Below are 21,982 nucleotides of genomic sequence, written 5' to 3' on the forward strand. Positions count from 1 at the left end.
TTCCCCGTGTGAGGGAAGAACCGAGGACACACCGACAGCGCACCGACCGACCGTCCTCCCCGCCGTCCGTACGCGCGGGGCGGCTCGGCCCCCACCTGCCCGCGCCGGAACCCCCGTCGAGCGGGCTCGGCCCCGCGGCGAGCGCGGAACCTCCGAGTGCGCTCGCCGCGAAGAGGGACGCCGACGGGGACCGGCGCGGGTCCACCGACTGACGACGGGCGGGGCCGCGCACCCCGCCGACCGACCACCACTTCACCGTACTCCGCACCAACGCGGCCTCTGTGCTGCCCTTTTTTCCGGGAGAATCCATGAACGCCCGTATTCGCCGCTCCGCCGTCGCCGTCGCCGCGGCCGCCGTGCTGCCCCTGGCCCTGGTCGCCTGCTCCGACGACGGCGACAGCGGCTCGTCGGGCTCCGCCCAGGCGGCCTCCTCCGCCCCCGCCGCCACCGACGACCGGTCTGCGGGCGACGACCAGTCCGCCGGCGGCGACACGGCCGGTACCGACGAGCCGTTCGGCCCGGCCTGTTCCTCCGTGCCGAAGGAGGGCGCCGGTTCCTTCGACGGCATGGCCGAGGACCCGGTGGCCACCGCCGCCTCCAACAACCCGGCCCTGTCCACCCTGGTGACGGCGGTGAAGAAGGCCGGCCTCGTCGACACGCTCAACAACGCCGAGAACATCACGGTGTTCGCCCCGACCAACGACGCCTTCGCCAAGATCCCGGAGGCCGACCTGGACAAGGTGCTGGCCGACAAGGAGATGCTCACCAACATCCTGACCTACCACGTCGTGGGTCAGCAGCTCGCGCCCCAGGACCTGGAGAACGGCTCCTTCGAGACGCTGCAGAAGTCGAAGCTGACCACCTCCGGCTCCGACGAGGCCTACACGGTCAACGACTCCGCGAAGGTCGTCTGCGGCAACGTGAAGACCGCCAACGCCAACGTGTACATCATCGACACCGTCCTCATGCCCAAGAGCTGACGTGCGGGCGGACGGCGCCGGGTGCGGTCGGGCAGACGGCCGCACCCGGCGCCGCCCCGTGCCTGCCTCCGGTTCAGTCCATCAGTCCGGCGGCGAGCGCGGCCCCCAGCTCCCAGCAGGCCTCGAGATCGGCCTTGCCGGGCTCACCGGCCACGGTCACCGCCGGCGCCGCCCGCTGCCAGCCGAGGCCCGTGGTGACCGCCTCGATGCCGCGCACCGCGCCGGTGGTGTCGCTGCCGCCGTGCACGTAGTAGCCGAACGGGCGGCCCCGCGTCTCGTCGAGGCAGGGGTAGTAGACCTGGTCGAAGAAGTGCTTCAGCGCCCCCGACATGTACCCCAGGTTGGCCGGCGTGCCCAGCACGTATCCGTCGGCCTCCAGCACGTCGGCCGCGGTCGCCGCCAGCGCCGCGCGCCGGACCACCCGTACGCCCTCGATCTCCGGATCGGTCGCCCCGGACACGACGGATTCCAGCATCGCCTGACAGTTCGGCGACGGTGTGTGGTGCACGATCAGCAAAGTGGTCACACCCGAAGCCTGCCGTCCGACGCCCCGCGGGGGCAAGGAACGCCACCCCGGTCCGGCTGCCCACCCACCGGCACGGCGCCGTCACAGGACCACGGGATCGACGGTCGTGGTGGCCCGGGTGAAGAGCCGGGAGGGGGCCGTGGCGGGGGCGAGGAGGTGGGCCACCGCCGAGGCCGCCGTGCGGTGCCAGCGGTCGTGGTGGCGGAGCATGGCGTGGTCGCCGCCCGCCACCAGCAGCATGCCGGCCCGGGCGCCGGCGGCGCGGGCGCGGGAGACGTACGCGGCGGACTCCCCGGGGTCGGTGATCCGGTCGCGGCTGCCGTGCAGGACGAGGACGTGCCGGTCCCGCAACTGCGCGACGGGCTCGCCGGGCGGGCACCAGGGAGCGAGGGCCACCACACCGCGCACCTGAGGGGCGTCTGCGGCCCGCAGCGCGGCCCGGCCGCCCATGGAGTGCCCCAGCAGCACCACCGGCACGTCACCCACCAGTTCACGCAGCTCGGCGAGCGCCCGCACGGTGTCCTTCAGGGGCTCCGCGCCCGCGCCGTTCCAGCCGCGCCGGCGGTAGCGCACCTGACCCAGCAGCACGTCGTCCCGGTCGGTCCGTGACCTCAGGGTGCGCAGGAAAGGGTGCATCCGCAGCGCCGCCAGGTGCCAGGGCCGTGCGGTCCGGCGGCTCTCCGCCCGGCCGCCGTGCAGCACTAGCACGGCCGCGCGCGCCCGCGCCGGCCGACGGCGTACCACCAGAGCCCTCGTCGACGCCTCGTCCCGCGTGCCCATCCGCTCCCCTCGTCGTCCACCGCGGTCACCACCGCTCACCGCGACCATCCTTGACCCGTTGCCGCACGCCCGCCGGACGGCCCGGGCCCGGTCGTCGAAACCTCCGCCAATCCGCCCGGCCCGTGGCGGTACCGCGCCCGGGAACGGAACGGACGGCCCGGGAACGGAGCGGACGGTGGGGACGCCTCGCCGTCCCCGCCGTTCGTTCCCGCCTGTCCGTCACAGTCGGCGGGAGAACACCACCCGGTCCTGCCCCGGACCGTCGTAGTCGGCCACCGGCTCGGAGCACTCGAAACCCAGGGCCGTGTGGAAGGCGATGGAGCGCGTGTTGTGCGGCGACGTGACCGCCTTGACGACCGTGCGGCCGGCCTGGCGCGCCCCGGCGAAGAACCGCTCGTACAGCGACCGGGCGAGTCCGGTCCGGCGCATCCCCGGGGCGACTCCGGTGAAGTGGATGTACGCCTCACCCGGCCGGGACGGGGAGAGGAAGCCGACGACGAAGCCCGCGAGCTGCCCGTCCTCACCCTCGGCGACCAGGCTGGTCCGGTGGAAGTGGTCCAGGTGGAGCCGGTTGAGCAGGCCGGACACCGGGCGTCCCCACCAGGTGTCGACCACCGCGACGATCGTGTCGAAATCCTCCGGACGTGCGCTGCGGGTCGTGACGGTGTCCGGCGTGGGTGAGAGAGTCATGGCCGAAGCCTTGCATCCGCGCCCGCCCGGCGGGCACCGAGGGGGCGGGCGCGGCTGACGCGGGGCCACCGGGCTCAGGCCGGCATGTTCAGCAGCGCGATCGGCGCGGAGGTCGGCCGCGCGGAGCCGCCCGCCGGCTCCACCGTGATCCCGACACCCGCCGCGCCGTCAACGGCGCCCTCCATCAGCACCGCCTGACTGGTGCGGCCGGGTTCCATCAGGCCCCCCGGGCGCATCGTGCCGTGGTCGTCGAACCAGAGCTGGTACACCTTGCCCTGCGGCGGCTCGGCCATGCCCGAGGCCAGGAACACGGCCCGGTCCTCGCGCTCGGACACGATCAGCGTCCCGGTCGCCCCGCCCGCCAGGCGCGTCGTGCGGGACTCGGCGTCGGGTGCGGCCAGCACGCCGACCAGGGTGCCGGCCCGCTGCTCCGCCCGTGCCGCCCGCTCCCCGGCGTCCTCGGCCCGCTGGTACTGCCAGACGGTGGTGCCGCCGAGCCCGGCCGCCGCCGCCACGCACGCGGCCAGCGCCCACCGGGCCAGACCCCGCCCCCGGGGCACGACGCGCCGCGCCCGCTCCACCGTCCCGCCGTTCGGCGGCACCTGGCGCACGGTGGTGATTCGCCGCAGCACCCGGTCCTTGAGGACGGGGCCGGGGGTGACGGTGGTGGCCAGGCCCAGCCGGGCCGCCGCCGCGGCCAGCTCCAGACTCTCCTGCTCGCAGGGGCCGCAGTGCGCCAGGTGCCGTTCGAACGCGGTCCGTTCGCCGTCGGGCAGCGCGTGCAGGGCGTAGGCGCCCGTCAGGCTGTGCAGGTCCTCGGTGCGCATCACGCGCTCACCCCCAGACAGTCACGGATCCGGATGAGCCCGTCGCGCAGCCGTGTCTTCACCGTGCCGAGCGGCAGCGCGAGCGCCTCGGCGACCTGCCGGTAGGTCAGGCCGCGGTAGTAGGCGAGGGTGACGGACTGGCGCTGGATCTCGGTGAGGGTGCGCAGACACCGCCGTACCTGCTCCCGCTCCAGCCGCGTCTCCACCTGCTCGGTCACCTCGTCGTACTCCGGCGTACGGTCGAGCAGGGCCGCCCTGTGGTCGCGGGCGGCGGCGGCCTCCGCCGACCGCACCCGGTCCACGGCCCGCCGGTGGGCGAGGGTCAGGATCCAGTTGATCACCGTGCCGCGCTCGGGCCGGTAGCGGGGCGCCGTGCGCCACACCTCCACCAGCACCTCCTGCGCGACCTCCTCCGACTGCGCCTGGTCGCGCAGCACCGCCCGGACGACCCCGAGCACCGGCCCCGCCACCGCGTCGTAGACCGCGGCGAAGGAGTCCTGATCGCCCAGGGCCACCTCACGGATGAGCTGTTGCAGATCAGGCCGGGCCGATGGATTTCTGCCGATGTGTACGGCTTCCTTCACGAGGGTGTCTCCAAAAAGAATGCGACGGGCGGGGGTGTCCCCGGGTAATCCGGGGCCGCACGGCCCGCGGATTGGTCGCGAGCCTCCCACGGTGCCCGGCGGGGCGGTGCCGGCGCGGCACCAGCCGTTTGCACTCCGGGCCGCGGGCAACCCGGGTGCGGATGCCGACCGCCGCACTGGAGGTGCCATGGTGCTCACCCGTGGGAGAACCGCTCGGACCGCAGCCGCCGCCGTTGTGGCCGCGACGGCGCTGGCCCTGACCGGATGCGGCGGGGACGACAGCTTCGAGCTGCGTGACTGGCACGCGCCCGGCCAGAACGCGAGCGTCGGCGACGTGCTGGTCCGCTATGCCCACGTGGCCGAGCCGAAGGGTGAGCCGTGGCAGATCGGTGACGACATACCGGCGTACGTCTGGCTCCTGAACGACGGGGACAAGACCGACCGGCTGGTGGGTGCGAGCAGCTCCAACGCCGAGTCGGTGGACATCGTGGACGCCGACGGCAAGCGTCTGCCGGACGGGGTGGAGCTGCCGCCGAACCAGCTCCAGCAACTGGAGCGGGGCAAGAGCCACCTGCTGCTGCGGGACGTGCGCCAGGTCGTCCGCGGCGGCGACTTCATGAAGATCACACTGAACTTCGAGAAGGCCGGGTCCGTCACCTTCAACATCCAGTCGCAGGTCCCCGCCTACGACACCAGCCCCACGCCCAGCGGGTGACCCCGCCGGCGCCGCACGGGTAGACTGCGGCCGTTCGCGTTCGACGCGCCCATGGATCGGGACGACGGGGAGGTGAGGTCGATGACCGCGCTCGAAGCCGCGTTTCGCGGCGCCCGGGTCTCCCTCGCGCCCCGGGCCACGTCCTGACCCAGCCGAACGCAACCAGGAACGGATCCTGACCCAGCCATGCCGCACACCTGGATCACCCGCGCCGAGACCGGCGCCGACGTCCCCGCCGTCCGTGCCATCGTCCGCGCCGCCTTCCCCACGCCGGAGGAGGCCGCCCTCGTCGACGCGCTGCGCGCCGACCCCGGGGCCTGGATCGACGGCCTGTCCCTCGTCGCGGTGGACGACGACGACCGCCCCGTGGGCCACGCACTGCTGACCCGGTGCCACATCGGGGACAGCCCGGCGCTCTGCCTGGCACCCGTCGCCGTGCTCCCCGACCACCAGCGCACCGGCGCCGGCGCCGCGGCCGTCCGTGCGGCACTCGCCGCGGCCGGACGCCTCGGCGAGCACCACGTCGTCGTGCTCGGGCATCCGGAGTACTACCCCCGGTTCGGCTTCGGCCGGGCCTCCGCCCACGGCATCGGCCTGACCATCGACGTCCCCGACGAGGCGCTCATGGCGCTCACCCTGGACGCCGCCCACCCGCTGCCGGCCGGCACCGTCCGGTACGCGGCTCCCTTCGGCATCTGACCGCGGGAGCCCCTCTGCCGTGTGTGCCGGGTGCCTCAGGCGACAGGCGCCGCGGGGCCCTTGTCCGCCGGGGCGGCGGCGGACTCGCCGGCCTCCTTGGCGAGGCGCTCCATGCCGCTGGTGGTCTTCAGCGGCTTCTCCTTGATGAAGACCACGGCGACCAGAGCCAGCAGCGCGAACGGGGTGGCCACGAGGAACAGGTCGGCGGTGGCGACGCCGTAGGCGTGCTGCACGATCTCCCGCATCGGGGCGGGCAGCTCGCTCATGTCCGGGACGGCCCCGTGACCGCCGCCCGAGCCGCCCTCGGCGGCGCCGGTGGCGCCCGCCTTCTCCAGGCCCCTGGTCATCTCGGTCGCGACCCGGTTGGCGAGGATCGCGCCGAGCACGCTGGTGCCGATCGTGCCGCCCATGCTGCGGAAGAAGGACAGCACGGAGGTGGCCGCGCCCAGTTCGGCCGCAGGGACGTCGTTCTGCGCCGCGAGCACCAGGTTCTGCATCAGCATGCCGACGCCGATGCCGAGGACGGCCATGTAGACGCTGAGGAGCCCGAAGGGGGTGTCGGCGTCGATCAGCGAGAGCAGCGCCAGACCGGCGGTCATGATGACCGCGCCCGCCACCAGGTAGCCCTTCCACTTGCCGGTCCGGCTGATGAGCTGTCCGGCGACGGTGGACGACACCAGCAGACCCAGGATCATCGGCAGGCTCATCAGACCGGCGACGGTCGGCGACTTGCCCAGGGAGACCTGGAAGTACTGGGAGAGGAAGACGGTCCCGCCGAACATGGCGACGCCGACCAGGAGGCTGGCGACCGTGGTCAGGGTGACCGTGCGGTTCCGGAAGATGCCGAGCGGGATCACCGGCTCGTCGGTGCGGGCCTCGACGAGGACCGCCAGGCCCAGCAGCACCACGCCGCCGACGACGAGCGCTGCGGTCTGCCAGGACGCCCAGTCGAAGCGGTTGCCCGCCAGGGAGACCCAGATGAGCAGCGCGCAGACACCGGCGACGATCAGGAAGGCGCCGAGCCAGTCGATCTTCACCTGGCGCTTGACGGTGGGCAGCTTCAGCGTGCGCTGGAGCAGGAAGATGGCCAGCAGCGCGAACGGCACACCGATGAAGAAGCACCAGCGCCAGCCCAGCCAGTCGGTGTCCACCAGCACACCGCCGATCAGCGGCCCGGCCACGGTGCCGACGGCGAAGACGGCACCGAAGATGCCCGAGTACTTGCCCAGTTCCCGGGGCGGGATGACGGCGGCCATGACGACCTGCGCGAGCGCGGTCAGACCGCCCGCGCCGATGCCCTGCACGACCCGGCTGAAGATCAGCAGCGTCGTGTCGTGCGAGAAGCCCGCGAGCAGCGAGCCGATCACGAACATCAGCAGCGAGAGCTGGAGCAGCAGCTTCTTGTTGAAGAGGTCGGACAGCTTGCCCCACAGGGGCACGGTCGCGGTCATCGCCAGCAGTTCGGCGGTGACGACCCAGGTGTAGGAGGACTGGCTGGCGCCCAGGTCGGCGATGATCGTCGGCAGCGCGTTGGACACGACGGTGCCCGCGAGGATGGCGACGAACATGCCGGCCATCAGGCCGGACATGGCCTGGAGTATCTGCCGTTGGTTCATGGAGGCGGGAGGCGCGTCGGCGGGCGCCTGAGCTGCGGTCACGGCATCTCTTTCGGTGGTGGTCTGACGAGTCGCGCCGGCGCCCGGCGCGGCGGCGGAGGTGGGAGTGAGGGCGGAGGTGGGAGTGGAGGCGCTTACACGGGAGGGGCCGGGAGACCGGCGGCCAGGAGGGAGAACACCTCGTGGAAGACGTCCAGGAAGGCGGCTTCCTCCTGGTGGGCCGACCAGTGGTCCATGGTGGTGCGCACCGCGGTGGCGGCCACCGCCGCCAGCAGCCGCGGGTAGAGACCGCCGGTGCCGCCGAGACGCTCGGCGATGGCTGCGGCCAGTTCCGCCTCGGCCGCCATGTGCGCGCCGACGCGGCGCGCCAGCAGGTGCGGTGAGGCGTGCAGCACCTCGGCGTGCAGCCGCCACAGTTCGTGCTGCTGCTCCGCCTCGGCGATCTCCGCGGCCATGGCGTCGCGCACGACCTCCAGCGGGGAGTGCCCGGCCGGTGCCTCGAGCACGGCGCGCCGCATGCGGGCGCTGGCGTCCGCGTCGATGACCACGAAGGCGTCGTCGCGGGTGTCGAAATAGTTGAAGAAGGTGCGTACCGAGACCCCGGCCGCGGCGCTGATCGCCTCCACGGTGACCTTCTCCGCCCCGTGCTCGGCGGCGAGCCGTACCGCGGCCTCGGCGAGAGCGGCACGCGTGGCACGCTTCTTCCGCTCCCGCAGACCGCCCCCCGCGGCACTCTTCTCCGTCATAAGTTGCATGGTATGCAAAGATGCACGGCATGCAAAATTGGCGGGCGCCGACCCTCGTGAGGGGTCGGCGCCCGCCGGCCTGAGGTGGCCCGGCTCAGCCGGCCAGGCGCGCCAGTGTCTCCTCGAAGGGGGCGGCGCTCCCGGCGGCCCGGTTGTGCGGCAGCCGGGCCAGTGCCGCCGCCATGCCGCAGGTGCCGGTCACCCCGGAGAAGACCAGGCCCGCGCCGACGGCGCCGGACAGCCAGTGCGCGGGGCGCCAGGCGCGGCCCGCCAGGAAGCCCAGGGCGACCAGCGAACCGGCGGCGAAGCGGACCTGCCGGTCCATCGGCCACGGCGTACGGGTGGTGCCGGCCGGGCGCTCGACCGGGTGGCCCGCCGTCGCCCAGGCGCTCGTGCCGCCTTCGAGGGTGGCCGCCTCGACGCCGCGTGCCGCCAGCCGGGCGCGCCCCTGCGCGGACCGGTTCCCGGAGGCGCACACGAGCAGCAGCGGACCGCGCGCGGCGGCCGCACCGAGCGCGGCGGCGGCCTCGTCCAGCCGGTCCAGCGGGACGTTGTGCGCGCCGGGCAGGTGGCCGCCGGCGTACTCGCCGGGGGAGCGGACGTCGACGACGGTGAAGTCGCCCAGGCGGTCCACCGCCTCCTGCGGGGTCAGTTCGGCGGGCGGTGCGGTGCGGGTGGTCATGGAAGAACCTTTCTCGTTGCGTACGACCCCGGGGTAGGATACCCGCGGGGGTATGTGGGGTCCGGTGGAGGAGGAAGCGTGGAACTCGACATGTCGGCCGACGAGCTGAAGTCGGCGCTCAACCGGCTGCGGCGTGCCCAGGGGCAGCTGGCGGGAGTCATCCGGATGATCGAGGAGGGGCGCGACTGCGAGGACGTGGTCACCCAGCTCGCCGCCGTCTCCCGGGCCCTGGACCGGGCCGGTTTCTCGATCATCGCGACGGGACTCCAGCAGTGCATGACCAGTGACGACCCCGAGGTGCGGGACTCGGCCCAGATGCGCGCCCGCCTGGAGAAGCTCTTCCTCTCCCTGGCCTGACCGGCTCCGACGGGCCGGCAGGCGCGGTGGGCCGGTCACAGCGCCGCCGTGACGCCCATCGCCACGGCGACGGCGAGCAGTACGGCACCGAACACGCGCCGCAGCGTCCCAGCGGGCACCCTGGCCGCCAGCCGCCTGCCGTCCCACGCCCCGAGGACGGCGGTGGCCAGGAACGGCAGGAGCAGCGCGAGGTCCAGGTGTGCGGCGCCGTACGCCCGGGCCGCGAGGGCCACCAGCGCGTTGGCCGTCACGACCAGGAGACTCGTGCCCACCGCCGCGCCCATCGGCACGGCCAGCACCGTCACCAGCGCGGGTACCGCGAGGAAGCCGCCGCCGACACCGAGGAACCCGGTCACCGCGCCCAGCCCGGCCCCCGCCCCGGCCGCCCGGACTCCCGAGGCGGGGCCGCCCTCGCTGGGCGCGCGGCGGCGCAGCATCCGCGCCCCGGCCAGTGCGGCCAGCGCCGCGAACAGCAGCGTCAGCACCGTCTCGGGGACCCGCGCGGACAGCGCGCCGGCCGCCGCGGCGGGCAGCAGACCCGCCGCCGCGAACACCAGCCCGGCCCGCCAGCGCACCGCGCCGGCCCGGGCGTGGGCGACCAGTGCGGTGACCGACGAGACGATCACGACGACCAGGCTCGCGGTGGTCGCCGCGGCCGGGGTGAAACCGAGCAGGTAGATCAGCGCGGGGACGGTGAGGATGCTGCCGCCCGCCCCCAGCGCGCCCAGGGCCAGGCCGGCCACGGCACCGGCCGCGAGGGCGAGGACGAGCGCGGTCATACGGCCCGGCCGCCCGACGGCGTGAACAGCGGGAGGCCGGCGTCCCCCGCCGCCGCGAAGCCGTCGTCGATCGCGACCACCTCACGGCCGGCGGCGTCCAGCACGGACGCGGCGACGGCCGCGCGCATGCCGCCCGCACAGTGCACCCACACCGTGCCCGGCGGCACCTCGTCCAGACGGCGGTGCACCTCGTGGACGGGGACGTGCACGCTGCCCTCGACCCAGCCGTGTGCGCGCTCGCTGTCCCGGCGCACGTCGAGGACCACCACGTCCGCGTCCTGCTGGCGCGCCGCGGCCAGGTCGGCGAACGTGGCCCGCCGGAACGAGGCCGGCCGGGCGCCGTCCGGGAGCCAGTCGGCCGGGGAGCCGACCGCCGCCGCGGCCGGCCGGTCGATGCCCACCCGGGTCAGCTCCCGCTGGGCGCGGGCGACGTCCGCGGCGCTCCCCGCCAGCAGCGTCACCGGCTTGCCCCACGGGATCATCCACGCCAGATACGTCGCGAGCTGCCCGTCGACCTCGAAGTTGAACGACCCGGCCACGTGCCCGGCGGCGAAGGCCACCCGGCCGCGCAGGTCCACGACCCACTCACCGGCGGCCAGCCGCCGGGCGATCTCGTCGGCGTCGGCCCGGCGGGGCTCGGTCAGGTCCACGGGGGCGGGACCGCCCGTGTTGACCGGACCCATGTGCGCGTAATAGGCGGGCACGTCGTCCAGCCCCGCCAGCAGCTGGGCGACGAAGGCCTCCACGTCCTGCACGAGCGCCGGGTTGCCCGCCTTCTCGGCGCCTATGGTGCTGTGCTCGCCGCCCGCCTGGGACGAGGAGCAGAAACTGCCGAACCCGTGCGTCGGCAGCACGGTCACCCCGTCGTCCAGCTGGTCGGCGAGGCGGTGGACGGAGGCGTGCTGGGCGCGGGCCAGCTCCTCGGTCAGCCGCGGTTCCACCAGGTCGGGGCGGCCCACGCTGCCGATCAGCAGGGAGCCGCCGGTGAACGCGGCCACCGCACGGCCCGACTCCTGAAGGACGTACGAGGTGTGGTGCGGGGTGTGACCGGGCGTGGCCACCGCGCGCAGCTCCAGTCCCTCGTCGACCGGCTCCACGTCCCCGTCGGTCACCGCCACCCGCGCGTACGCCACGTCCGCCCCGGCCGGCACCAGGTAGCGGGCGCCGGTGAGGCGGGCCAGCTCCAGGCCGCCGGTGACGTAGTCGTTGTGGACGTGCGTCTCGGCGACGGCGGTGATCCGCACCCCGCGCCGCGCGGCCTCGGCTATCACCCGGTCGATGTCCCGCGGCGGGTCCACGACCACGGCCGCGCGGGCGCCGCCGGCCAGGTAGCTGCGGTTGCCCAGTCCCTCGGTCTCCAGGACGTCGACAAAGAACACGGCACTCTCCTTCCGATTACCCCCTGGGGTATCCGTTCCCACCGTAACAGATATACCCAGGGGGGTATCGGGGCGACTGTCGGGACGGGTGGGGCCGGTGCAGGGTACGTACCGGGGCGGTGCAGGCCTCGCGCAACTCCTGCGTGCCATCCGAAAGTTGGGGTAAACGGTGCTTCAGCACGGCCGGCACCGGGGTCGGCGCCGGTGGCGGCCGTGCCATTCCGTGCCCGACTCCGTAACCCGACTCCGTGCCGGTCTCCGTATCCGTCCGGTCCGTACTCCGGCGTGACCCGAACGGTCCTGTCGGGTACCCGACCGGCCCGCGCGGGGTTGGGATGTGCACGGGGCACCCGGTGCCCGCGCGGCCCGATCGCTGTCCCGACACGGAAAGGACTCCCGATGTCCGCCGACACGCAGCAGGCGCCCTCGGGGCTCACGGACGAGGAGCTCGCCGCACTGGACGCCCACTGGCGCGCCGCGAACTACCTCTCCGTCGGACAGATCTACCTCATGGCCAACCCCCTGCTCACCGAGCCGCTGCGCCCCGAGCACGTCAAGCCGCGCCTGCTCGGCCACTGGGGCACCTCACCCGGACTCAACCTGGTGCACACCCACCTCAACCGGGTGATCAAGGCCCGCGACCTCGACGCCGTGTGCGTCTGGGGCCCCGGGCACGGCGGCCCCGCCGTGCTGGCCAACGCGTGGCTGGAGGGTTCGTACACCGAGACCTATCCGGACATCACCCGGGACGCGTCGGGTATGGCCCGCCTCTTCAAGCAGTTCTCGTTCCCCGGCGGCGTACCGAGCCACGTCGCCCCCGAGACGCCGGGCTCCATCCACGAGGGCGGCGAGCTGGGCTACGCGCTCTCGCACGCCTACGGCGCCGCCTTCGACCACCCCGGGCTGGTGGTCGCCTGTGTGATCGGTGACGGCGAGGCCGAGACCGGGCCGCTGGCGACGTCCTGGCATTCCAACAAGTTCCTCGACCCGGTCCACGACGGCGCGGTCCTGCCGATCCTGCACCTCAACGGGTACAAGATCGCCAACCCGACGGTCCTCGCCCGCCTCCCCGAGGCAGAGCTGGACGAACTCCTGCGCGGCTACGGCCACGACCCGATCCACGTCACCGGCGACGACCCGGCCGCCGTCCACCGTGTGATGGCCCAGGCGATGGACACCGCCCTGGACCGCGTCGCAGCCCTCCAGCGGGCCGCCCGCGAGGACGGCGCCACGGACCGCTCCCGCTGGCCCATGATCGTCCTGCGCACCCCGAAGGGCTGGACCGGCCCGGCCGAGGTCGACGGCCTGCCCGTGGAGAACACCTGGCGCGCCCACCAGGTCCCCCTCTCGGCGGTCCGCACCGACCCCGACCACCTGCGGCAACTGGAACAGTGGCTGCGCTCCTACCGCCCCGAGGAACTGTTCGACGAAATCGGAGCACCCCGCCCCGCCGTCCTCGCCGCCGTCCCCGAGGGCCCGCGCCGCCTCGGCGCCACCCCCTTCGCCAACGGCGGTCTCCTCCTGCGCGAGCTGCCCATGCCCCCGCTGGAGCGGTACGCCGTCCCCGTCGACCAGCCCGGCGCGAGCACGCACGAACCCACCCGGGTCCTCGGCGACCTGCTCCGCGACGTCATGGCCGCCACCGCCGACCGGCGCGACTTCCGTCTCGTCGGCCCCGACGAGACCGCCTCCAACCGCCTCCAGGCCGTCTACGGCGCCAGCGGCAAGGCCTGGCAGGAACGCACCCTGCCCGTCGACGAGGACCTCGACCGGCACGGCCGCGTCATGGAGATCCTGTCCGAACACACCTGCCAGGGCTGGCTGGAGGGCTACCTACTGACCGGCCGGCACGGACTGTTCTCCTGCTACGAGGCGTTCGTCCACATCGTCGACTCGATGGTCAACCAGCACGTCAAATGGCTGCGTGTGACCCGTCGGCTGCCGTGGCGCGCGCCCATCGCCTCCCTCAACTACCTGCTCACCTCGCACGTGTGGCGCCAGGACCACAACGGTTTCTCCCACCAGGACCCCGGCTTCGTCGACCACATCCTCAACAAGAGCCCCGAAGCCGTACGGGTCTACCTGCCGCCGGACGCCAACACCCTGCTCTCCGTCGCCGACCACGCCCTGCGCAGCCGCGACTACGTCAACGTGATCGTCGCCGGCAAGCAGCCCTGCTTCGACTGGCTCTCCATCGAGGAGGCCCGGGTGCACTGCGCGCGCGGCGCCGGCATCTGGGACTGGGCCGGCACCGAGGACGGCAGCCGGGAACCCGACGTGGTGCTCGCCTGCGCGGGCGACGTCCCCACCCAGGAGGTGCTCGCCGCCGCCCAGCTCGTCCGCCGCCACCTGCCGGACCTCGCCCTGCGCGTCGTCAACGTGGTGGACATCGCCCGGCTGCTGCCCAGCGGCGAACACCCGCACGGCATGAGCGACTTCGAGTACGACGGCCTGTTCACCGCCGACAAGCCGGTCGTCTTCGCTTACCACGGCTATCCCTGGCTGATCCACCGCCTTGCCTACCGGCGCACCGGCCACCAGCACCTGCACGTGCGCGGCTACAAGGAGATCGGGACCACCACCACGCCCTTCGACATGGTGGTCGGCAACGACATGGACCGCTACCGCCTCGTCATGGACGTCATCGACCGCGTCCCCGGCCTCGCCGTGCGCGCGGCCGCCGTGCGGCAGCGGATGGCGGACGCCCGGCTGCGCCACCACGACTGGATCCGCGAACACGGAGTGGACCTGCCCGAGGTCGCCGACTGGACCTGGGAGGGCGCACGGTGACCGCGACACCCTCGACCTGGGACTACGACCACTACGACCCGGCTGAGGAGCGGCTGCGCGAGTCACTGTGCACGCTCGGCAACGGCTACTTCGCCACCCGCGGCGCGCTGCCCGAGTGCGCCGCGGACGACGTGCACTACCCGGGCACCTATGGGGCCGGCTGCTACAACCGGCTCACCTCCTCCGTCGCCGGACGGGAGGTGGAGAACGAGGACGTGGTCAACCTCCCCAACTGGCTGCCGTTGCGCTTCCGGACCGCCGGAGGGGACTGGATCACGCCGGACACCACCGAGGTGCTCGACCACCGGCAGACCGTGCACCTGGACTCGGGCGTGCTGGAGCGCCGCACCCACTTCGGGATCGGCGAAGGGCGCGTGCTGACCTTGCGTCAGCTGCGCCTGGTGCACATGGCCGACCCGCACCTCGCCGCGCTGCGCACGGAGTTCACGGTGGACGCCGGCGCGGTGGACCTGGAGGTGGAGGCGGCCCTCGACGGCGCCGTCACCAACTCCGGTGTGCCGCGCTACCGGGACCTGGACGGCCGTCACCTGACCCACGTGCACACCGGCGTCACCGACGACACCACGGTGTGGCTGCGTTGCCGCACCCGCACCTCGGACATCCGGATCGGCCTGGCGGCGCGCACCACGGCCGGGGTGCCCGTCACTCCGGCCCGGGAGCACCAGCGGGTCACCCAGTACACGACCGTGCGCGCCGAGCCGGGCCGTACCGTCACCGTCGACAAGGTCGTCGCGCTGCACACCTCGCGCGACCCGGCGATCAGCGACCCCCTGCAGGCCGCCGTCGACCGGGTGACCGACGCCCCCGGCTTCGACGACCTGCTGCGGACCCACCGCACGGCCTGGGGCCAGCTGTGGCGCCGGGCCGAACTCGACGTGCCCGGCGAGGCGGGCAGCATCCTGCGCCTGCACCTCTTCCACGTACTGCAGACCCTCTCCCCGCACACCGCCGACCTGGACGTCGGCGTACCGGCGCGCGGGCTGCACGGGGAGGCCTACCGCGGCCACGTCTTCTGGGACGAACTGTTCGTCCTGCCCTACCTCAACCTGCACTTCCCGGAGGTGTCCCGGGCCCTGCTGCACTACCGGCACCGCCGTCTGGAGCGGGCCCGCGCCGCGGCCCGCGCGACCGGCCGGCGCGGCGCGCTGTACCCGTGGCAGAGCGGCAGCGACGGGCGCGAGGAGACCCAGCAGCTCCACCTGAACCCGCACTCGGGCCGCTGGCTGCCGGACCACTCGCACCTCCAGCACCATGTGGGATCGGCGATCGCGTACAACGTGTGGCAGTACTGCGAGGCGAGCGGCGACGCCGAGTTCCTGCACACCAAGGGCGCCGAGATGCTGCTGCAGATCGCCCGCTTCTGGGCGGACTCCGCCACCTGGGACGCCCAGCTGGGCCGGCACCGCATCCGGGGCGTCGTCGGCCCCGACGAGTACCACGAGGCGTACCCGGGCGCGGAACGGCCCGGCCTCGACGACAACGCGTACACCAACGTCACCGCCGCCTGGGTGCTGGCCCGCGCCCTGGAGGTCCTGCGCGACCTCCCCGAGCCCCGCCGCCGCGAACTCGTCGAGCGCACCGACCTGGACGACGCCGAGCTCGAACAGTGGGAGAGCGTCTCCCGCACCCTCCACGTCCCCTTCCACCAGGGGGTGGTCAGCCAGTTCGAGGGGTACGGCGACCTCGCCGAACTCGACTGGGCGGGCTACCGGGAGCGGTACGGCGACATCCGGCGCCTGGACCGAGTCCTGGAGGCCGAGGACGACAGCCCCAACAACTACCAGGCGTCCAAGCAGGCCGACGTGCTGATGCTGGGCTACCTGTTCTCCCCGGCCGAACTGCGCTCGCTCTTCGGCCGGCTGGGGTACCGCCTGGACGAGGAGACCTGGCAGCGCACCGTCGACTACTACCTGGCCCGCACCAGCCACGGCTCCACCCTCAGCGGCCTGGTGCACGGCTGGATCCTCGCCCGCGCCCGCCGCGCCGAGGCGTGGTCCTACTGCCTGGAGGCGCTCAAGGGCGACGTCGCCGACCTCCAGGGCGGCACCACCGGCGAGGGCATCCACCTCGGTGCCATGGCGGGCACCCTCGACCTGGTGCAGCGGGGCCTGACCGGGCTGGAGACCCGCTCCGGCGCCCTGTGGCTGGACCCGGTGCCGCTGCCGGAGCTGTCGTCGTACGGGTTCTCCGTCCGCTACCAGGGCCACTGGGGCGTGCGGTTCCGGCTGGAGCACGGCCGGCTGGAGGTCGCCGTGCCCGCCTCGGGCCCGCTGCCCATCGACATCCGGCTGCCGGACCGAGAGGTGCGGCTCGCGCCCGGCGACACCTGCCGGCTGGCGCTCCCGGAGTGACCGCCGGGAGCGCGGGGCCGGTCAGCCCGACAGGGGGTACGTCACCGTGCGCGGGTAGCCGTCCGGCCTGCCCTCGGTGTAGGTGAGGGTCAGCCGGGTGTAGTGCCGCTCGCCCGGTTCCGTCTGCGACGCCTGCGGCTGGTCGAGCCGGACGATCACGGGATACGGGCGGAAGGTGCCCGCGGCGCAGTACGGGTCGCAGTCGTTGACGACGTTGGTGCCCCGGCCCACCGCGGCGTTGGCGTCCCAGCGCATCCAGTGCAGGGAGACCAGACGGCTGTTGCCGTCCCCGCAGGCGAGGATGAACGCCTCGGGCCGCACCTGGGGCTGGAAGGCGCAGTCGACCAGCACCGGGTCCTGCGTGTGCCGGCCGTGCTCCGTCCGGACGGTGGTCGCGTGCTGCGCCGAAGGTGCCGCGGAGGCCGTGCCCATGGGTACTGCGAGCGCGGCGGCGGCACAGAGGGTGATCGCTGCCCTCATCGGGTTTCTGCCCATGTCTGCTCCCAGCCGTCTCGGGGTCGCTTGTCTCCGCTCCGTTCCCCGTACCCGACCGTACGGCCGACTCCGCGAACGCACCACTCGTACGGAGCAGCGCCCTGGGCTAACCGGGCGTGTCCAGCAGCCCGGCCACCAGGCGGCGCGCGTACCCGGTGTCGAGGCCGCCGGGGCGGAAGAGGATCCGGTACATGACCGGGGCGACGACGCGGTCCACGACCGTCTCCGTGTCCGGCACCGCCTCGCCGCGGTCGGCCGCTCGGGCGAGGACGATGTCGATCTGCTCGGCGGCGTAGGCCGAGCACCGGCCCGCGTTGCCGCCGTCCGGATCGCCCAGCAGGGCGTCACGGATGTAGGCGCGACCCGGGGGAGAGGCCATCTCGTCGAGGAACTGTTCGGCCCAGGCCGTCAGGTCCGCGCGCAGGCCGCCGTGGTCCTCGGGGCCGGCGTCGGGGCGCAGCCGTTCGACGGCCACGTCCGACAGCAGTTCCTGGAGGTCCCCCCAGCGGCGGTACACCGTCGACGGGGTGACCCCGGCGCGGGCCGCGACCAGCGGCACCGTCAGCGCGTCGCGGCCCACCTCGGCGGTGAGTTCGCGTACGGCGGTGTGCACCGACTCCTGGACCCGGGCGCTGCGCCCGCCCGGGCGGGCCATCGGTCTGGGACTCATGCCGACAGCCTAAAGCAAAGCGATTGCGTCAAGCGGTGCTCCGTTCGTAGGCGTGGCCCACACGCACCACGGTGGCCTCGTCGAACGGGCGCCCGAGCACCTGCATGCCGATGGGCATGCCCGCCCGGTCGGCGCCCACCGGGACGGTCAGCGCCGGGACACCGGTGATGTTGGCCGGCGCGGAGAGCCGGACGTAGGCGTCCGAGACGCTCTCCACCGTGCCGTCGGACCAGGTGACGGCGGACTGCCCGGCCGGTACCGCGGTGAGGGGCACGGTCGGTGCGACGACGACGTCGACCTCCCGGAGCAGGCGCGCCCACTCCCGCCGCATCAGCGTCCGCGCCCGCTGGGCCCGCAGGTGGTCCCCGGCGGACATCAGCTCCCCGGCCTCCAGCAGCACGCGTACGTCGTCCTCGTACAGGTCGGCGGCGGTGCGCAGGGTCCGCTCGTGGTAGGCGGTGGCCTCGGGCACCATCAGGCCCCACTGGACCGCCTGCACGTAGCGCGCCATGGGAATCTCCACGTCGACGAGGTGCGCGCCGAGCTCCGCCAGCCGCGCGACGGCGCCCCGGACGGCGGTCTCGACGTCCGGGTCGACGTGGTCGAAGTAGTAGGTGCGGGGCACGCCGACGCGCAGGCCCGTCAGGTCCCCCGGCCACGCGGCCGGCCGGTGGTCCGCCGCCGGGGCGGGCGTGGAGGCGGGATCGCGCGGATCGTGGCCCGCCACCGCGGCCAGGACCAGGGCCGCGTCCTCGACGGTGCGGGTGATCGGCCCCACGTGGTCCAGCGACCACGACAGCGACGTCACCCCGTGGCGGGGGACGAGACCGTAGGTCGGTTTGAGGCCGACGACGCCGTTCAGGGCGGCGGGCACGCGGATCGAGCCCCCGGTGTCGGTGCCGAGGGCGAAGGTGGCCGCGCCCGCCGCCACGGCGACGGCGGAGCCGCCGCTGGAGCCGCCCGCGATCCGGCCGCGGTCCCGGGCGTTGCGCGTCTGGGGCGTGGTCAGACCGTAGGCGAACTCGTGGGTGTGGGTCTTGCCGGCCAGCACCGCTCCGGCCGCCGCCAGCCGCGCGGCGACCGTGCTGTCGGCCCGCGCGCGATGCCCGGCGCGGACCCGAGAGCTCGCGGTGGTCGCCGTGCCGGCGACGTCGATCAGGTCCTTGAGCCCCATCGGTACGCCGTGCAGTGGGCCCCGGACGCTGCCCCTCGCCACGTCCCGCTCGGCCGCGCGTGCCGAGCGGCGGGCCCGTTCCGCCGTCAGCGTCACGTACGCGCCGAGCTCCGGTTGCACCTGCGTGGCGCGTTCCAGTACCGAGTCCACCAGTTCGACCGGCGAGAGCCGCCGGGTGCGGATGGCGTCCGCGGCCGCGGTCAGGGACAACTCATACGGCCGCACGACGCACCTCCTCGCTCCCGGTGTCCGACGCCTCGGCGGCGTGGAAGGCGGCAGCGGGCGGGGTGTCGCCGAAGTCCAGCTCCCGCAGTACCGAGACGACGCCGTGAATGTGCCGCGCGGTGGCCGTCACCACGGCCCGGCGCTCCTCTTCGGGGATGGGCACAGGCCCTCTCCTTCGCTCTGAGGTCACTTAAAGCTAACTGTTTGCGTTAGGGGACCATAGGGTTCTACGGTGGCTAAACGCAAACCAATGGCTTTTAACGAGTTCGACGAAAGACGGCACCGCCATGCACACCCCCTCCTGGACCGTGGGCGACACCACCGTCCACCGCGTCGACGAGACCCCCCTGCCGCCCGCCACCGGCCCCTGGCTGCTGCCCGGAGCCACCCCGGACCTGGTCACCCGCGAGAAGTGGCTGCGCCCCGACTTCGCCGACGACGACGGCGTCCTGCGCCTCGGCAGCCACACCTTCGCCCTGACCACCGGCGGGCTGCGCGTCCTCGTCGACACCGGCATCGGCGACGGCAAGACGCGCGCGAACCCGGCCTGGCACGACCTGCGCACCGGCTACCTGGAGCGGCTCACGGCGGCGGGCTTCCACCCGGACACGGTCGACCTGGTGATCCTGACCCACCTGCACACCGACCACGTCGGCTGGAACACGCGGTGCACCGACGACGGCTGGGTCCCCACCTTCCCCCGTGCCCGCTACGTCGTCTCCCGCGCCGAGCGCGACTTCTGGGCCGCGTACCCGATGGACGAGCCCCGGCGCCAGATGTTCCGGGACTCCGTGCACCCGGTGGAGGACGCCGGGCTGCTCGACCTCGTGGACGTACCCCCCGAGGGCGCCGACCTCGCGCCCGGCCTGCGCCTCCTGCCGACCCCGGGCCACACCCCGGGCCACGTCGCCGTGCGGGTGGGCGGACCCGGCGCCGACGCCCTCGTCACCGGGGACTGCGTCCACCATCCCGTGCAACTCGCCCACCCCGCGCTGGGCAGTTGCGTGGACATCGACCCCGCCCTCGCCGAGTCGACCAGGCGCTCCCTGCTCGCCTCCCTGGCCGGCACCGGCACATTGGTGCTGGGTACCCACTTCCCGCCGCCCACCGCGGGCCGGGTCGTCGGCCACCAGGACGCCTACCGGCTGACGCCCGTGCCCGGCCGGTTCGTGCGATAAGGCGCCGATTGCATCCACCGTGTGGTCCGGCGGACGGCCCGCAACCAGCCGCCGCCTCGCCGGTGTCTCCTGCCCTCGAGAACGCCGACCCACCAAGGCGACCCACCAAGTGGAGGACCGCGGTATGCACACCATGACTGCCCCGACCGCCGCCGACCCGGCGCGCTCCGGCGACACCGACGGCGACTTCCTGCTCCAGCCGCCCCACCCCGCCGAACGCGTGCCCTGCCGCGTCGACCCCGTCGACCTGCGACGCCTGGACCTGCTGGCCCTGCTCACCACGGCCGGCATCGCGCCCTCCGCCGGGGACCGGGCCGCCATCGAGCGGCTCAGCGAGCTCCCCGGCAGCGTGCACACGGCACTGCACCGGTGGCTGGAGCAGGCCTACGGGTTCTGCCGGTGACGGACGGCCGAGGGCCCCGGGGCGGTCAGAAGTCGACCGGGTCCCGCACCAGCGGGCAGGTCATGCAGTGCCCGCCACCGCGGCCCCGGCCCAGCTCCGCGCCCACGATGGTGACGACCTCGACGCGGGCCTCGCGCAACAGGGCGTTGGTGAGCGTGTTGCGGTCGTAGGTGAACACCACGCCCGGTTCGATCGCGACCGCGTTGTTGCCGCTGTCCCACTGCTGGCGTTCGGAGGCGTAGGCGTCGCCGCCCGTCTCCACCACCCGCAGCGAGGACAGCCCGAGCGCCTTGGCGACCACGTCGGTGAACGGCGTCGTGCCCTCGTCGACGACGTCGAAGCCCGGGGCCCGGTCCCCAGGGCGCAGCGAGAAGGTGTGCACCGCGTCCATGATGCGCGGGTAGAGGGTCACCACGTCACGGTCGGCGAAGGTGAACACCGTGTCCAGGTGCATGGCGGACCGCAGCTTCGGCATCCCGGCCACGACGACGTGCTCGGCGGCTCCGCCGCGGAACAGGGACGAGGCCACCTGGGTGACGGCCTGCCGCGAGGTGCGCTCGCTCATGCCCATGAGGACCACGCCGTTGCCCACCGGCATGATGTCGCCGCCCTCGAAGGTGGCCTGGCCCCAGTCCTGTTCGGGATCGCCCCACCACACCTTGGAGTCCCTGAGGTCGGGGTGGAAGAGGTAGAGCGCCTTCATCAGCAGCGTCTCGTCGTGCCGCGCCGGCCAGTACAGCGGGTTGAGGGTGACTCCGCCGTACAGCCAGCAGGTGGTGTCGCGGGTGTAGAGGGTGTTGGGCAGCGGCGGCATCAGGTACTCGCGGGCGCCGGTCGACTCGCGGGCCAGGGCGAGGTACGGGGAGCGGAAGTCCTCGGGCAGATCACCGACCGCGAGTCCGCCGACCAGGTACTCGGCCAGTTCCCTGGGCGAGAGGGTCTCCAGGTAGGCGCGGGTGGCGTCGATGAGGCCGACGCCGACCTGGTTGGCGGTGATCTTGCGGTCCAGGAGCCATGCCTTGGCCTGCGGGATCGCCATGATCTGCGCGAGCAGGTCGTGCAGTTCCACCACCTCGACCCCGCGCCGGCGCAGCTCGCCGACGAACGCGGCGTGGTCGCGCTGGGCGTTCTCCACCCACATCACGTCGTCGAAGAGCAGGTCGTCGGAGTTGGTCGGGGTGAGCCGCCGGTGCGCGAGGCCGGGGGAGCACACCAGGACCTTGCGCAGCCTGCCCACCTCGGAGTGGACGCCGAGCGGGGGCATCGGGGCGCTGTCGTTGCTGGTCACACGGCCTCCCTGAAGGGCGCGGGATGT

The 21,982-nt window shown here is 73.6% G+C and carries 23 protein-coding genes; 8 read left to right on the top strand and 15 right to left on the bottom strand.

Features of this window, described 5'->3' with window-relative positions; translation table 11 throughout:
* The first annotated feature begins 308 nt into the window (after window positions 1-308).
* Window positions 309-980 carry a fasciclin domain-containing protein gene (locus M6G08_RS23135; protein ID WP_272589077.1) on the top strand — a complete coding sequence of 224 codons (672 nt, stop codon included), beginning with the start codon at window positions 309-311 and terminating at the stop codon, window positions 978-980.
* Window positions 981-1,053: 73 nt separating this feature from the next.
* Here the strand turns inward: M6G08_RS23135 and M6G08_RS23140 are convergent, their stop codons facing one another.
* From M6G08_RS23140 to M6G08_RS23160, 5 genes are all read right to left on the bottom strand, one after another.
* On the bottom strand, window positions 1,054-1,506 hold the full coding sequence (locus M6G08_RS23140) for a flavodoxin family protein (RefSeq protein ID WP_073728866.1): 453 nt from the start codon (window positions 1,504-1,506) through the stop codon (window positions 1,054-1,056).
* An 81-nt stretch (window positions 1,507-1,587) separates the two neighbouring features.
* Window positions 1,588-2,286, bottom strand: a complete 699-nt coding sequence (locus M6G08_RS23145; RefSeq protein ID WP_272591408.1) for an alpha/beta fold hydrolase — start codon at window positions 2,284-2,286, stop codon at window positions 1,588-1,590.
* Window positions 2,287-2,505: 219 nt separating this feature from the next.
* A complete protein-coding gene (locus tag M6G08_RS23150) occupies window positions 2,506-2,976 on the bottom strand; it encodes a GNAT family N-acetyltransferase (RefSeq protein WP_272589078.1) in 471 nt (156 codons plus the stop codon).
* 74 nt (window positions 2,977-3,050) lie between these two features.
* Window positions 3,051-3,803, bottom strand: a complete 753-nt coding sequence (locus tag M6G08_RS23155; RefSeq protein ID WP_272589079.1) for an anti-sigma factor — start codon at window positions 3,801-3,803, stop codon at window positions 3,051-3,053.
* Entirely contained in the window at window positions 3,803-4,387 is a 585-nt protein-coding gene (locus M6G08_RS23160) for a sigma-70 family RNA polymerase sigma factor (protein ID WP_272589080.1), read from the bottom strand. The genes M6G08_RS23155 and M6G08_RS23160 overlap by 1 nt, the downstream gene beginning before the upstream one ends.
* Window positions 4,388-4,574: 187 nt before the next feature.
* On the opposite strand from M6G08_RS23160, the gene M6G08_RS23165 reads away from it, so the two are divergent.
* Window positions 4,575-5,102 carry a copper chaperone PCu(A)C gene (locus M6G08_RS23165; protein ID WP_272589081.1) on the top strand — a complete coding sequence of 176 codons (528 nt, stop codon included), beginning with the start codon at window positions 4,575-4,577 and terminating at the stop codon, window positions 5,100-5,102.
* Between the two features lie 186 nt (window positions 5,103-5,288).
* Complete coding sequence (locus M6G08_RS23170) at window positions 5,289-5,801, top strand: GNAT family N-acetyltransferase (RefSeq protein ID WP_272589082.1); 513 nt, start codon at window positions 5,289-5,291, stop codon at window positions 5,799-5,801.
* Between the two features lie 35 nt (window positions 5,802-5,836).
* Here M6G08_RS23170 and M6G08_RS23175 read toward each other — a convergent pair whose 3' ends face one another.
* The 3 genes from M6G08_RS23175 to M6G08_RS23185 all read right to left on the bottom strand — a co-directional run bounded on the left by M6G08_RS23175 (window position 5,837) and on the right by M6G08_RS23185 (window position 8,845).
* On the bottom strand, window positions 5,837-7,417 hold the full coding sequence (locus M6G08_RS23175) for an MDR family MFS transporter (RefSeq protein ID WP_272591409.1): 1,581 nt from the start codon (window positions 7,415-7,417) through the stop codon (window positions 5,837-5,839).
* Window positions 7,418-7,551: 134 nt separating this feature from the next.
* Window positions 7,552-8,172, bottom strand: coding sequence for a TetR/AcrR family transcriptional regulator (locus tag M6G08_RS23180; RefSeq protein ID WP_272589083.1), 621 nt, complete (start codon window positions 8,170-8,172; stop codon window positions 7,552-7,554).
* 85 nt (window positions 8,173-8,257) lie between these two features.
* Window positions 8,258-8,845 carry a rhodanese-like domain-containing protein gene (locus tag M6G08_RS23185; RefSeq protein WP_272589084.1) on the bottom strand — a complete coding sequence of 196 codons (588 nt, stop codon included), beginning with the start codon at window positions 8,843-8,845 and terminating at the stop codon, window positions 8,258-8,260.
* 78 nt (window positions 8,846-8,923) lie between these two features.
* Here M6G08_RS23185 and M6G08_RS23190 point away from each other — a divergent pair, with 78 nt between their 5' ends.
* Window positions 8,924-9,202 carry a metal-sensitive transcriptional regulator gene (locus tag M6G08_RS23190; protein WP_003978241.1) on the top strand — a complete coding sequence of 93 codons (279 nt, stop codon included), beginning with the start codon at window positions 8,924-8,926 and terminating at the stop codon, window positions 9,200-9,202.
* 35 nt (window positions 9,203-9,237) lie between these two features.
* Here M6G08_RS23190 and M6G08_RS23195 read toward each other — a convergent pair whose 3' ends face one another.
* Together M6G08_RS23195 and M6G08_RS23200 are read right to left on the bottom strand one after the other, a co-directional pair.
* Entirely contained in the window at window positions 9,238-9,981 is a 744-nt protein-coding gene (locus M6G08_RS23195; protein WP_272589085.1) for a sulfite exporter TauE/SafE family protein, read from the bottom strand.
* Window positions 9,978-11,360 carry an MBL fold metallo-hydrolase gene (locus tag M6G08_RS23200; protein ID WP_272589086.1) on the bottom strand — a complete coding sequence of 461 codons (1,383 nt, stop codon included), beginning with the start codon at window positions 11,358-11,360 and terminating at the stop codon, window positions 9,978-9,980. The genes M6G08_RS23195 and M6G08_RS23200 overlap by 4 nt, the downstream gene beginning before the upstream one ends.
* Before the next feature lie 399 nt (window positions 11,361-11,759).
* Here M6G08_RS23200 and M6G08_RS23205 point away from each other — a divergent pair, with 399 nt between their 5' ends.
* Both M6G08_RS23205 and M6G08_RS23210 read left to right on the top strand, forming a co-directional pair.
* Window positions 11,760-14,150, top strand: a complete 2,391-nt coding sequence (locus tag M6G08_RS23205; protein ID WP_272589087.1) for a phosphoketolase family protein — start codon at window positions 11,760-11,762, stop codon at window positions 14,148-14,150.
* Window positions 14,147-16,522 carry a glycoside hydrolase family 65 protein gene (locus M6G08_RS23210; protein WP_272589088.1) on the top strand — a complete coding sequence of 792 codons (2,376 nt, stop codon included), beginning with the start codon at window positions 14,147-14,149 and terminating at the stop codon, window positions 16,520-16,522. Before M6G08_RS23205 ends, M6G08_RS23210 begins: the two co-directional genes overlap by 4 nt.
* A 21-nt stretch (window positions 16,523-16,543) precedes the next feature.
* On the opposite strand, the gene M6G08_RS23215 is transcribed toward M6G08_RS23210, so the two are convergent.
* From M6G08_RS23215 to M6G08_RS23230, 4 genes are all read right to left on the bottom strand, one after another.
* The gene (locus M6G08_RS23215) at window positions 16,544-17,002 is read right to left on the bottom strand and encodes a hypothetical protein (protein ID WP_272589089.1); all 459 of its coding nucleotides are present in this window, start codon (window positions 17,000-17,002) and stop codon (window positions 16,544-16,546) included.
* 121 nt (window positions 17,003-17,123) lie between these two features.
* Window positions 17,124-17,687: a TetR/AcrR family transcriptional regulator gene (locus M6G08_RS23220; protein ID WP_272589090.1), complete on the bottom strand. Its 564-nt coding sequence runs from the start codon at window positions 17,685-17,687 to the stop codon at window positions 17,124-17,126.
* A gap of 28 nt (window positions 17,688-17,715) precedes the next feature.
* Window positions 17,716-19,086: an amidase gene (locus tag M6G08_RS23225; protein ID WP_272589091.1), complete on the bottom strand. Its 1,371-nt coding sequence runs from the start codon at window positions 19,084-19,086 to the stop codon at window positions 17,716-17,718.
* Entirely contained in the window at window positions 19,073-19,249 is a 177-nt protein-coding gene (locus M6G08_RS23230) for a hypothetical protein (RefSeq protein WP_383141466.1), read from the bottom strand. Before M6G08_RS23230 ends, M6G08_RS23225 begins: the two co-directional genes overlap by 14 nt.
* A 124-nt stretch (window positions 19,250-19,373) precedes the next feature.
* Between M6G08_RS23230 and M6G08_RS23235 the strand changes: the two genes are divergently transcribed.
* On the top strand, window positions 19,374-20,264 hold the full coding sequence (locus tag M6G08_RS23235) for an MBL fold metallo-hydrolase (RefSeq protein ID WP_272589093.1): 891 nt from the start codon (window positions 19,374-19,376) through the stop codon (window positions 20,262-20,264).
* A gap of 124 nt (window positions 20,265-20,388) precedes the next feature.
* Window positions 20,389-20,667, top strand: a complete 279-nt coding sequence (locus tag M6G08_RS23240) for a hypothetical protein (RefSeq protein WP_217251253.1) — start codon at window positions 20,389-20,391, stop codon at window positions 20,665-20,667.
* A gap of 25 nt (window positions 20,668-20,692) precedes the next feature.
* Here M6G08_RS23240 and M6G08_RS23245 read toward each other — a convergent pair whose 3' ends face one another.
* Window positions 20,693-21,955: an arginine deiminase gene (locus tag M6G08_RS23245; protein WP_272589094.1), complete on the bottom strand. Its 1,263-nt coding sequence runs from the start codon at window positions 21,953-21,955 to the stop codon at window positions 20,693-20,695.
* Window positions 21,956-21,982: the final 27 nt, after the last annotated feature.

It is taken from the genome of Streptomyces sp. M92, assembly GCF_028473745.1.
GTDB lineage: Bacteria > Actinomycetota > Actinomycetes > Streptomycetales > Streptomycetaceae > Streptomyces.